General features: G+C 42.3%; 10 protein-coding genes and 1 pseudogene. 5 read left to right on the forward strand and 6 right to left on the reverse strand.

Annotated elements, in window-relative coordinates; translation table 11 throughout:
- Window positions 1-27: 27 nt before the first annotated feature.
- Window positions 28-2,406: an endonuclease MutS2 gene (locus C7B70_RS07580; protein ID WP_106368457.1), complete on the reverse strand. Its 2,379-nt coding sequence runs from the start codon at window positions 2,404-2,406 to the stop codon at window positions 28-30.
- Between the two features lie 139 nt (window positions 2,407-2,545).
- Between C7B70_RS07580 and C7B70_RS07585 the strand changes: the two genes are divergently transcribed.
- From C7B70_RS07585 to C7B70_RS07600, 3 genes are all read left to right on the forward strand, one after another.
- Window positions 2,546-3,709: a GuaB3 family IMP dehydrogenase-related protein gene (locus C7B70_RS07585; protein ID WP_106368458.1), complete on the forward strand. Its 1,164-nt coding sequence runs from the start codon at window positions 2,546-2,548 to the stop codon at window positions 3,707-3,709.
- 310 nt (window positions 3,710-4,019) lie between these two features.
- The gene (locus C7B70_RS07595) at window positions 4,020-4,193 is read left to right on the forward strand and encodes a hypothetical protein (protein ID WP_199192123.1); all 174 of its coding nucleotides are present in this window, start codon (window positions 4,020-4,022) and stop codon (window positions 4,191-4,193) included.
- Window positions 4,190-5,545, forward strand: coding sequence for a serine/threonine-protein kinase (locus C7B70_RS07600; protein ID WP_199192124.1), 1,356 nt, complete (start codon window positions 4,190-4,192; stop codon window positions 5,543-5,545). The genes C7B70_RS07595 and C7B70_RS07600 overlap by 4 nt, the downstream gene beginning before the upstream one ends.
- 285 nt (window positions 5,546-5,830) lie before the next feature.
- Here C7B70_RS07600 and C7B70_RS07605 read toward each other — a convergent pair whose 3' ends face one another.
- Window positions 5,831-6,304: a hypothetical protein gene (locus tag C7B70_RS07605; protein WP_106368460.1), complete on the reverse strand. Its 474-nt coding sequence runs from the start codon at window positions 6,302-6,304 to the stop codon at window positions 5,831-5,833.
- Window positions 6,305-6,326: 22 nt separating this feature from the next.
- On the opposite strand from C7B70_RS07605, the gene C7B70_RS07610 reads away from it, so the two are divergent.
- Together C7B70_RS07610 and C7B70_RS07615 are read left to right on the forward strand one after the other, a co-directional pair.
- Window positions 6,327-7,151 carry a class I SAM-dependent methyltransferase gene (locus C7B70_RS07610; RefSeq protein WP_106368461.1) on the forward strand — a complete coding sequence of 275 codons (825 nt, stop codon included), beginning with the start codon at window positions 6,327-6,329 and terminating at the stop codon, window positions 7,149-7,151.
- Window positions 7,152-7,208: 57 nt separating this feature from the next.
- On the forward strand, window positions 7,209-8,681 hold the full coding sequence (locus C7B70_RS07615; protein WP_106368462.1) for a leucyl aminopeptidase: 1,473 nt from the start codon (window positions 7,209-7,211) through the stop codon (window positions 8,679-8,681).
- A 59-nt stretch (window positions 8,682-8,740) separates the two neighbouring features.
- Here the strand turns inward: C7B70_RS07615 and C7B70_RS07620 are convergent, their stop codons facing one another.
- The 4 genes and pseudogenes from C7B70_RS07620 to C7B70_RS07635 form a co-directional block, all read right to left on the reverse strand.
- Window positions 8,741-9,808 (reverse strand): LOG family protein, encoded by a 1,068-nt coding sequence (locus C7B70_RS07620; RefSeq protein WP_106368463.1) that lies wholly within the window; start codon window positions 9,806-9,808, stop codon window positions 8,741-8,743.
- Between the two features lie 133 nt (window positions 9,809-9,941).
- Window positions 9,942-10,289: pseudogene (gene trxA, locus C7B70_RS07625) on the reverse strand (thioredoxin); the annotation flags it as partial.
- A 254-nt stretch (window positions 10,290-10,543) separates the two neighbouring features.
- A complete protein-coding gene (locus C7B70_RS28285; protein WP_255409316.1) occupies window positions 10,544-10,666 on the reverse strand; it encodes a hypothetical protein in 123 nt (40 codons plus the stop codon).
- Between the two features lie 40 nt (window positions 10,667-10,706).
- The gene (locus C7B70_RS07635) at window positions 10,707-11,993 is read right to left on the reverse strand and encodes an ABC transporter substrate-binding protein (protein WP_233220851.1); all 1,287 of its coding nucleotides are present in this window, start codon (window positions 11,991-11,993) and stop codon (window positions 10,707-10,709) included.
- Window positions 11,994-12,023: the final 30 nt, after the last annotated feature.

Below are 12,023 nucleotides of genomic sequence, written 5' to 3' on the forward strand. Positions count from 1 at the left end.
TTTTTGCTCGTAAATAAGCGATAGTTTTTATACCAGATAAGCTACCGTTACACCTGTACCACCATCAACTTTTTGCGCGTCTTCGTAGCGGCTAATTAAAGGATGCTGGCGCAAAAACTCGCGCACTCCTTGCCTCAATTTTCCCGTACCGTGTCCGTGAATAATCCACAGTTGCCCGGTAGCGGTTGAAATTGCATCGTCTAACGTCCTCTCCGCATCGGCGACTCGTGACCCGCGTAAATCTACAGTGTTTTTAGAAGTCCGAATTACTGGTACTGGAGTAGTTTCTACAGGTTTTTCTTCAATTGGTTCTGGTTTTTTCTTTTTAGCAACTACTGGTTTTTCACCGTCTAATGATTCAATATCTTCTAGGTTTACAGTCATTTTCATGATTCCAAACCGGACAATTAGATCCCCTTCGTCACTGGGGACGCTTAAAACTTCTGCCGTTTGACCTAACTTTGGAATGCGAATGCGATCGCCTAGCTGTGGTTTAAATCCTGCTTTTGGTTTTAATGGTGGCGCTATATAGTTGGCGGCAATTTGATTAAGTTCGTTAGTTGCTTGCTGCGCGTCGGTCGCCGTTACTGTACCTTTTTGCAGGCGGCGAATGACCTGGGCGATTTCGCCTTTAGCTTCAGAAATCGCATTTTGCACAGCAACATCTTGAGAGGCGCGTAAATCTCGTTCCCGTGCTTGCAAGGCGGCAGCTTTTGCCGATACTTCTTGATAAAAACGTTCAGCTTGTTCTACTAACTTTTGCGCTTCGGCGGCTTTGGTTTCTTGGCGTTTTCTTTGCGCCTCTAAACCCGCAATTACTTGGTTTACATCGTCATTTGCACCGCCTAAATGCTTTTTAGCTTCCTCAATAACCTCTCGTTTTAAGCCTAAGCGCTCGGCAATAGTTAGGGCGTTAGAACGTCCTGGGATTCCCCACAGCAGCCGATAAGTTGGCGAGAGGCTGATTTCATCAAATTCTACTGAGGCATTCTCAAAGCGATCGTCTTCGTATTTTAGGGCTTTAAGTTCGCCAAAGTGGGTTGTAGCAATACTTAATTGAGCGTTGTTAGCTAAGTATTGTAATAATGCGATCGCTAAAGCGCTTCCTTCTACCGGATCTGTTCCCGCTCCCACTTCATCTAAAAGCACCAAAGAGCAGCTTGATTCGTCTATAGCAGTTAAAATTCGACTAATTCGGCGAATATGACCCGAAAATGTCGATAAACTTTGTTCTAATGATTGCTCGTCGCCGATATCGGTTAATACCTGCTCAAACCACGGCATTTCTACGGGTTCGCGCGCGGGAATAAATAAACCCACTTTTGCCATCAAAGCGGCTAAACCTAGAGTTTTGAGGGTGACAGTTTTACCGCCCGTATTTGGACCTGTAATCGTGACAACGCGAATGTTAGGTTGAATAAATAAATCGACAGGTACAACATTGCGATCTTGTTCGTGCTGCTGTTGCCATACTAAAAGCGGATGGCGCAAGGCGCGCAAATTAATACTTTCGCCATCATTGCGGTTGATAAAGCGGGGTGGATTGGCTTTAAGCCAAAAACTGTAACGAGCGCGAGCGGTGGCAAGATCGATAATAGTTGCGATCGCTAATAATCTTTCCAAGTCTGTACTAACTTCGGCGACAAGCTTAGTTAAAGTGCGGCGGATTGCTTCTTCTTCTACCTGTTCTTTGCGGACTAATTGCCGTAACTGATTGCCCAAAGGAACAACGCCACTTGGTTCTATATACAAAGTTGCGCCGCTTGTCGAGGTATCGTGAACAATGCCAGGGATAGCATCTTTTTGGGGTGCTTTAACAGGAATTACAAAGCGATCGCCCCTTTGGGTAATTATTTGCTCTTGGACGGCGTTAGGGTGGCGTTGTAAGATGTTTTGCAGCGAGCGATTAATTTGGGTTCTTAGCTGTTTTATTTGGGTGCGGAGGTCGCCTAAAATCGGACTAGAGCGATCGGTTACTTTTCCTCGCTCATCAATACATCTATGAATTTCTTGCTCTAACTCTGGATAAGTTCGCAACTGCGAGACTAATTGCTGTAGTACGGGAATAAATGGTTGATTATCGATAAAGCGGCGCAATTGCCTAGCACCAAATAAAGTTGTGGCAATTTCTAGCAACTCATTTCCGGCTAAAATTCCTTGTAACTGCGCCCTTTCTAAAGAGTCGCCAATATCTTGAATACCATCAAAAGATAACCCTGTAGTTAGCCGAGTTTCTAAGTCATAAACTTCTTTAGTCTGAGCTAATAATTCTTCGCTCTGTAATTGAGATGTGGGTATTTGGAGATTACGCGCAGCAACAGATCCGAGTTTAGTAGCTGCAAAGGTAGATAAATGTTGACAAAGGCGCGACCATTCTAATAGTTCTAGAGTCTCAGATTGGATCAAGGCTTACCTGTAAAATCGCGTTAAGAAAGCTAATTCTATTCTAGCGGATACATTTACAGCTAGGCAGTGTATCGGGCGATCGCCCCCCGCAATTTGATAGGCTATGTTTTAACAGAATCGGAAGTGAGACAAAACAAAAGTGGATATCGAAATTGGGCGGGGTAAAAAAGCAAGGAGAGCTTACGGAATCGATGAAATTGCTTTAGTACCAGGCAATAGAACCCTAGATCCGAGTTTAGCAGACACCAAATGGCGCATCGGTAATATTGAGCGAGAAATTCCGATTATTGCTAGTGCTATGGATGGGGTTGTAGATGTTCGCATGGCGGTTTTATTATCCGAACTCGGCGCACTAGGTGTACTCAATTTAGAGGGTATTCAGTGCCGTTACGCCGATCCTAAACCAATTTTAGAACGCATTAGTTCTGTAGGCAAAGATGAATTTGTCGGCTTGATGCAAGAATTGTATGCCAAACCTATCGAACCACAATTAATCGCCCAGCGTATTCAAGAAATTAAACAACAAGGGGGAATTGCCGCCGTCAGCGCTACTCCCGCCGGAGCAATGAAATACGGCGAAATGGTAGCAAAAGCAGGAGCAGATTTATTTTTTGTCCAAGCAACGGTGGTTTCAACTTCTCACCTGTCGCCCGAATCTTTGACACCCTTAGACTTGGCGCAATTTTGCCGAGAGATGCCGATTCCAGTAATTTTAGGCAACTGCGTTACTTATGAAGTTACCCTGAATTTGCTCAAAGCTGGAGCGGCGGGGGTATTAGTAGGAATTGGGCCAGGAGCCGCTTGTACCTCTCGTGGAGTCTTGGGGGTGGGCGTACCTCAAGCTACGGCGATCGCCGATTGTGCAGCAGCCCGTGACGACTATTATCAAGAAACAGGCAACTATGTACCAATAATTGCCGATGGCGGCTTAATTACTGGGGGCGATATTTGCAAATGTATTGCTTGCGGAGCCGATGGGGTAATGATTGGTTCGCCCTTTGCAAGAGCTTCAGAAGCTCCAGGAAATGGCTATCATTGGGGCATGGCAACCCCCAGCCCTATTTTGCCACGCGGGACGCGGATTCGGGTGGCTACAACGGGTACTTTAGAGCAAATTTTACGGGGGCCGGCTTTATTAGATGACGGTACTCACAACTTGCTAGGAGCTTTAAAAACCAGTATGGGGACTTTGGGAGCCAAAAATCTCAAAGAAATGCAAGGTGTAGAAGTTGCGATCGCCCCTTCGTTACTCACTGAAGGGAAAGTTTACCAAAAAGCTCAACAATTAGGCATGGGCAAATAGCAAAAAATTGGCTATTGCCTTGTTGCTCAATTGGAACTATCATCCAGCAAAACCATTTCCTGTCGCTTACAATAAGAAGGATCGGAAAAAAAAATTTTCCGTTCACTCCTCACACCACACTCCGCCCAATTAATATTGGGCGGTTTCTTATTTTTAAATAAGTCTTCGCTCCCTATTGGGAATTGTTCATTGAAATTACTACCCATTACCAATTACCCATTCAGCTATATCGATGTATCCATAGCAGGGTTTTTTAGCTTTATATTTTTGTTTATACTCCTTTGGTGGGCGTGGATTGGGACAACATTCTATGCCAATCGTTTTGACTAGAAGTAAGTATCGGTTTGTCGCCGCCGCCTTGCTGATTATTCTAGCGACTTCTGGAGTTGGTTTGTCTCCCCTAGTTATAATCGCTCTTGTAGCAGTAGTTTGTGCGACTCAAGTTAGGCAAGATTTGTATCAAAGCGGTCAATTAATTCAATGACAATGTTAGAAGTACAGCAGATATTACGCGATCGCTATCAATTACAAAAACTGTTAAGTCATAATCCTTTACGGCAAACTTGGCTGGCAATGGATACTGACCGCCAAGAGCAAGTTGTAGTCAAAATATTGACTTTTGGGGCGGTAGTAGATTGGGCTAATGTTAAGTTATTTGAGCGGGAAGCAAAAGTTCTCCAACAGCTTAATTATCCCCAAATTCCTCAGTATCGAGACTATTTTTGCCATGAAGCGCCAGATCCTAAGTTTGTACTTGTCGAAGATTATATTCTTGGCTTTTCTTTTCAAGAATTATTAAACCAGGGGAGAAAGTTTAGCGAACTTGAAGTAGAACATATTGCTAAAGAAATTCTGCAAATTCTCATTTATTTGCACGAACAAAATCCCCCGGTACTCCATCGAGATATCAAGCCTAGCAATCTAATTTTGGGGGAAGGCGATCGCGTACATCTAATAGATTTTGGAGCCGTACAAGACCGTGTAGCAGTTGTAGGGTCTACTTTTACGGTAGTAGGAACCTATGGTTATGCGCCGATGGAACAATTTGGCGATCGCGCTGTTCCCGCTACAGATTTGTATGGTTTGGGTGCAACTTTAATTCATTTAGTTACAGGGACAAGTCCGGCGGATTTACCCCAAAAAGAACTAAAAATTCAGTTTAAAAGTTGTGTTAGTCTTAGCCCATTTTTTACTCAATGGTTAGATCACCTAACCGAACCTGCACCCGAACGCAGACCTAGCAACGCTCGTCAAGCGTTGGAAATGCTAGAACTTAAGCAACCTATAGTTTCTAGTATTAGTAAAAACTTTCAACCTCAAGCTACCCGAATTAAGTTAACTAAATCTATTGATGAATTAAATATAGCTATACCGCCGATAGATAAAAAGATTGGCAGCTTACCTTTTTTTCTCATATCAACAGTTTTTATTACGCCCTTTTTAGCTGTTGCCTCAATGCTAACAGTAGGGTTTTTACTCGAACCGGGGATTACTTATCTGATTCCATCGGTAATTATTTGTTCGATTTTAATTCCTTTTGTATTTATGTGGTTTCGCACGTTAGAAAGTTCTTGCGGACGAACGGAAATTGACTTAAACAGAGGAAATTTTTTAGTTAAATTAAAGTTATTTGGCTTTACTTACAGCCAAAAGCAAGGCTATAGTTCAGAAATCCAAAACATTTTTCCGACAACGTTAGAAAGAAATATTGAATATTCTAGGCTGGCATTAGTTATCGAAACCGTCGGCAAAAAATATTCATTTTCTCCACCGTTAACAGAAGTAGAACGTCTTTGGTTAATTCAGGAAATTAAAGAGTGGTTAAAAATTAGCTGAAAACCCAATTTTAGTTGTTATAAGCGCAGAAAAAAGGCGTTTTTTTTTGAATAAACTAAGTAGCGATCGCGTTATCAAACCTTAGAGGACGAGTTAAAAGTCTTTTGATTATTACCCGATTGTTATACTCTTGCTTCAAAATGGTGGCTAATAGATATTTTCCCCCTTTTTTAAGGGGAGTCAAAAAGCGGTGTAGCTGAACCTGATCGCTTTGTTGACGTGGGTTAGGGGGGATCTACCGCGCAACGGAGTGTTGCAAAACAGAGATGATTTTTACGGAGTTGACTAATTAACCAAACGCCCTAATGTCCCCACAATCAACCCAAAAATTCCGGTTCCTGCCAATATTAAATTTGTGTGAAATTCACTGAAAGATAATAGTAATTGACTTTCCGCACTTAACAAGCTACAAACACCAACCCAAGCAGTACCAACAACAAATATCCAAATTACAGTAAACGTAATGCCACTTGTAACTGAGCCTAAAACTATACCTATACCGCAACTTAAAAGCCAACCCCAGCCTAAAAGTTTAACCCAACTGACAATGCCTACTTTAGTCCAAGCCAAACTCCAAGTTAAAGTCAAAACCAAAACGGCGATTGTAACTCTTAGTAATACTAAATCCTTGCTATTAGATAGAGCTTCATTTACGCCCAAAGCATCAGCCCAAAGTGAAGCCCAGGCAAAGGAAGATCCAACTATTACATAGCACGATAAACCAAAGAGCAATTTGATTAAAATAACAAGATCACTCAAAATCGCTCCTAAATTGACTCTTATGCACCAAAATAACCCGAAGTTTGGCGCTGATGCTTACCCTTTTGAGCAACGCAAAAACTGGTATAGTTCTGTAGCAGAAGCTTACAATCAGGTTAGACCGCGTTATCCCCAAGCTTTGATAACTCGCATAATTGAACTAACCCAACTTCCCCCCAGCGCAGCAATTCTCGAACTAGGATGCGGCCCAGGAAATGCAACCGTTGCCTTTGCTCAAAAGGGTTACAAAGTAGTTTGTATTGAGCCAAGTAAGGCTGCTTGTCAGTTAGCTAAACAAAACTGCGCGACTTATCCACAGGTAGAGATTAACAATACTACCTTTGAGGAGTGGGAACTAGAGGCGGAAAGATTTGATGCTGTTTTGGCTGCAACTTCTATTCATTGGATGACACCAGAAATTGTTTATTCAAAAGCGGCGGCAGCTTTGCAAAATAACGGCTATCTAATTTTGCTCTGGAATATGACAGCGCAACTCCCCTATGAAGTTTGCCAATCGTTAAAAGAAGCTTATCAAAAATACGCTCCAGCCCTGGGAAAATACGAAGACAAGGAGACTCAAACAGAAATTCTCAGAAAGTTGGGACAGATAGTTGCTGATTCTGGGCATTTTGGCGGCTTGGTGTCCGAACAAATAGCGTGGGAGGTTACTTACAGCCTTGATGATTATGTATTGCTACTAAACACTTATACGCCCTACATAGAGCTAGAACCACAGCAAAGAGACAAATTATTTGCTGCGCTAAAGGAAATATTAGAACAAGACGGCAAAAAAAGCGTTCAACTGTCTTATCTCTCAGCTTTCCATATTGCTCAAAAAACGCCGTAAGAGCAAAAATTTTACGCAATACTGGAAGAAATAGAAGCTTTGAGCGAGATACAAAGGATGGAAATTCGAGCAGTTGATACGCCATTATTAGATTGGGCTGGCGATGCCCTAGTATTGGGTTTATTTGAAGATACTGTAGAACAATCGGATTTATTGACCCAGTTAGATCAAAAATTTGCTGGTGTGTTGAAAGAAGTAATCGCCGAGACAGAATTTAAGGGCAAAGATAACAGTAGTGTTGTAACTAGAGTCGGTGGCGCAAGTTCGGTGCGTAAAGTGCTATTAGTAGGACTTGGCAAACCAGACAAACTAAAATTAGACAATTGGCGGCGGTGCGGCGCTGCGATCGCTAAGTTAGCCAAAAAAGAAAAGTGTCAAACTGTAGGTATTAGTTTACCCGTCTGGAACGACGATCCAGAAGCCACTGCCGGAGCCATTTGTGAAGGAATTGAACTTGGTTTGTACCAAGATCGGCGCTTTAAATCAGAGCCAGATGAAAATAATTTTAATCTAGAACGAGTAGATTTAATTGGTTTTTCCGGGCAAGAAAACGCAATTTCCCGCGCCCAGCAAATCTGTTCGGGAGTAATCTTAGCCCGTCAACTGGTAACAGCCCCAGCGAACACCGTAACCCCGATGAGTATGGCGCAAACAGCCGAAGAAATCGCCACTTCTTATGGTTTGCAAGTAGAAATTCTCGAACGCGAAGAATGCGAACAGTTGGGTATGGGTGCTTTTTTAGGTGTCGCCCAAGCCTCAGAAATGCCCCCGAAATTTATTCACCTCACTTATAAGCCTGAAGGAACCCCCAAAAGAAAACTAGCAATTATTGGTAAAGGCGTAACCTTTGATTCTGGCGGTCTGAACATCAAAGGGGCAGGGAGCGGGATTGAAACAATGAAAATGGATATGGGCGGTGCGGCGACGACTTTAGGGGCAGCTAAAGCTATTTCTCAACTCAAGCCCGATGTTGAGGTGCATTTTATTAGCGCCGTAACTGAAAATATGATTAGCGGTCGTGCTATTCACCCCGGAGACATTCTCACCGCTTCTAATGGGAAAACTATTGAAGTCAATAATACCGACGCTGAAGGGCGGCTCACCTTGGCGGATGCGCTGGTTTTTACCGAAAAATTAGGGGTAGATGCGATCGTTGACTTGGCAACGCTTACAGGCGCTTGTGTCATTGCCCTAGGCGATGATATTGCCGGACTGTGGAGTAGCAACGATGAAGTTGCCAATCAATTAGTACAAGCGGCAGATAAGGCAGGAGAAAAAATTTGGCGAATGCCAATGGAAGAAAAGTATTTTGAAGGGTTAAAGTCTCCCATTGCAGACATGAAAAATACTGGCCCTCGTCCTGGTGGATCTATTACAGCAGCTTTATTTTTGCAGCAGTTTGTTAAAGAAACTCCTTGGGCGCACATTGATATGGCTGGCCCCGTTTGGTCAGACAAGGAAAACGGTTACAACAGCGCTGGTGCTACGGGTTACGGGGTGCGTACTTTGGTTAATTGGGTAATGAGTTAGTTATTTTAATCCCCTTTTTAAAATATTTTCCCCCTTTTTTTAGGGGGGATCTCTAATTACTACTTAAGTTCTGGATGGGTTGCGGCGATCGCAGTGTTACCCATTTGATTAATGGCTGCGATCGCCTGATACAATCGCCCTAGGTCGCGCTGATTGAAGTGCAGCACCAAACGCGGTAGCTTCACCGTTTCATCTTGGGCTTCTTGAGGTAAAGCAATACTCTTTTCAATCCTGCCTTTAACTAAAATGTCGCTAAAATCAGTGTTTAACTGTTCAACTTGAGCTTCTGACAATTCAGTTTTCAGGCGAATCACTAATTTTTCTTTGACATAGCGGCTGGAGTGGTACACCTGATAAAAAGCCGTAATCGCGTTGCAAGCTACCTCTAAGTTATCGGTAATGGTGTAAAGACTTGGATCGTCTTTGCTGACTAAACCTGTTTTGACTAGATTTTTGTCTATATAAGCGCTCCAATCGTGCCAATAAGAGCCGCCCGGACGATCAATTAATACAAGCGGTACGGGCCCAAATTTTCCAGTTTGGCTCAAAGTCATACATTCAAAAGCTTCGTCTTGAGTGCCAAAACCACCAGGAAACAAAGCTACAGCATCGCTTTCTCGCAGTAAAAACAATTTACGCGTGAAAAAATACTTAAAATGAATTAATTTGCGATCGCCTTCAATAAAGGGATTGGCTTCTTGCTCAAAGGGCAACTGAATATTTAACCCAAAGGAATTTTCTTTACCAGCGCCTTCATTGCCTGCTTGCATAATCCCACCACCACCACCCGTCATTACCATAAAGCCTAATTTGGTTACGCAACGAGCAAAGTCTGCCGCAATTTGATATTCCGGTGCTGTAGGTAAGGTACGAGCCGATCCAAAAATCGTTACTTTGCGGACATGGCGGTAAGTACGAAATAACTGCAATCCTTTTTCCATATCCGCTAGAGATGCTGATAAAATTTTCCAATCCAAGCGATCGATGTCGCTACTAGCTAGACGGACAACTGTTGCTAACGTTTGCTCAATGAGTTGCCGATGTTGCAAGTTTGGCAGTTGCGCCATTAATTGGGTAACATCTTCGGGAAGAGAATCAAGGGGATCAGAGGATGGTATTAGATTCATGAGTGCCATTGCCCAACTGGCACTCTATTGTACCGATTTTTGGACGAGTAGCTGTAGTTCCTTTACCAATAAAAAAGCACCTTAGATTACTTAGATCCAAGGTGCGTTATTTAATTTATAGTTAAAACTACTTTTAAAGATACTTTTCTAAAGTGTTAGATAAAGTTGTCTTGGGTACTGCTCCAACAACCATATCGACTCTTTGCCCACCTTTAAAAATCATCAAGGTAGGAATGCTGCGGATACCGTATTGGCTGGCAACATTAGGGTTTTCATCAGTGTTAAGTTTAACAACTTTAATTTGACCGTCGTACTGTTGGGCAATTTCATCAACTACCGGGGCTACCATCCGACAAGGGCCGCACCAAGGAGCCCAAAAATCAACCAAAACTGGAACTTCACTGTCTAATACTTCTTGCTTAAATGATGCGTCTGTAACTTGTACGGCTGCTGACATTCCTATAAATCCTTGCTTATTTTGTTTATTACTTTGTTGAAAATTCTATCATAGGCTTAAGACTATATCTTATCTATCAACGGTATATGTTTAGACAGATTTTAGTTAAATATAACTTTTGTATCAAAGTTTTGTATGTCTACCATAAATAGACTAGCTAATACATATTACTCTACAGCTTGTCAACCTCTAAGAGGTGAATTAAAAATTAAGATATTGTTGTAAGCTCTAGTTTTTTCGTTGATTATGTTTGCGGGTAAGTTTGATTATTTAAACACTTACTTTTTATGTAAGGTGAGGATAAGTGCGATCGCATTTGTAAATTTTTGTTTGGTAATTTGCGATTTGGGCGATCGCGCTTTAGTTAAGTTTTTCAACAAACTTAGGATTTTTCCCTGCAAACTCTTAACTAAAATAACCGTTAATAAATTACTGCTTAAACTAACGAAAAATTAGATTTAGCCGATCTTGAGCAGTTTTTAGGGCAGAATTAGGGGTACTTTTTCCTAATAGTACCGATTCTAAAGCCCTGCCTAAGCTTTCAGACAAGCGACTGTAACGAGGAAAAATTGGACGCGATCGCCCATATTTTGCCTGGTCTAAAAATACCTTAACGGCGGGCTGCTCGGCTACAAAAGTTTGGTATTGTTGGCTTTGTCTAGCTGCAAGATTTATAGGCAAGTAACCTGTATTAATCGCCCATTGGGTTTGAAATTCCTCGGCGATCGCAAATTGGGCAAACTTCAAGGCGGCGGCTTCTTGCTTAGGGTTAGACTTAAAAACAAACAGATTCTCCCCTCCGATAGCGGTGGCAGGTCTTAATTTAGTTGGGATAGGAAAAACATCAAAATCGACCCCGGTTGCCTTTAATTGTCCCAAAGTCCAAGGCCCAGTAATTTGCATTGCAACTTTCCCTGCTAAAAAGTCGTCAATCTCGAAACCTCTTTCTGGTGACGATAGCACGGCGGAACCATCGGCGATTAAACTCTGCCAAAATTCCATTGCCGAAATTGCCCCTTCGTTGACAATTGCTGGGGTTTGGTTGTCTTTAGCTACTAATTCGCCGCCACCACTCCACATAAACGGTAGCCACAAAAATACAGCAAATTCTCCCTTCCCTAAAGGTAAAAATATCCCGTGCTGGTCTACTTTGCGATCGCCATTAGTGTCTATAGTCAATTTACGGGCTACTTGGCGCAATTGTTCCCAAGTTTGAGGTAATTCGGTAATTCCTGCCGCTTTAAATAAGCTGGGACGGTAGAATATACCCACATTATTTGTAGCAAAAGGTACAGACCAAGTATGTTTTTGATACTCCATTGACTCAAATAAAGCCGGATCGATTTGGCTAAATTCTGGTATGTTTTGCAACCAATTTTCAAGGGGAAGAATAGCGTTTAGTTCGACTAATTGCCCGGTAAGAGTTGCATTAAACCATAATAAATCTGGGGGTGTATTTCCAACTACGGCGGCTAATATTTTTGGTAGTTGTTGTTCGGCTTGTCCTACGTACAGCGATTCTACTTTAATATCTGGGTGTTGTTGATTAAACCTGTCTACAAGCTTTTGCAATACATCGCGGTTTGATGGTGGGTTTACTCCTTGCCATAAAGTTATCTTAGTTACGTCGGTAGATTTTGGGGTTTCAATTAAGTTTTGACATCCAGTTAAAAACAGTACGGTTGTAAGTAGTAATATTACAGAACATTTGCGGAGGAAACTAAACAAATTTACCCAAGTCAGATAGTTAGGTAGGGA

The sequence above is a fragment of the Chlorogloea sp. CCALA 695 genome, assembly GCF_003003885.1.
Taxonomy (GTDB): domain Bacteria; phylum Cyanobacteriota; class Cyanobacteriia; order Cyanobacteriales; family Chroococcidiopsidaceae; genus Aliterella.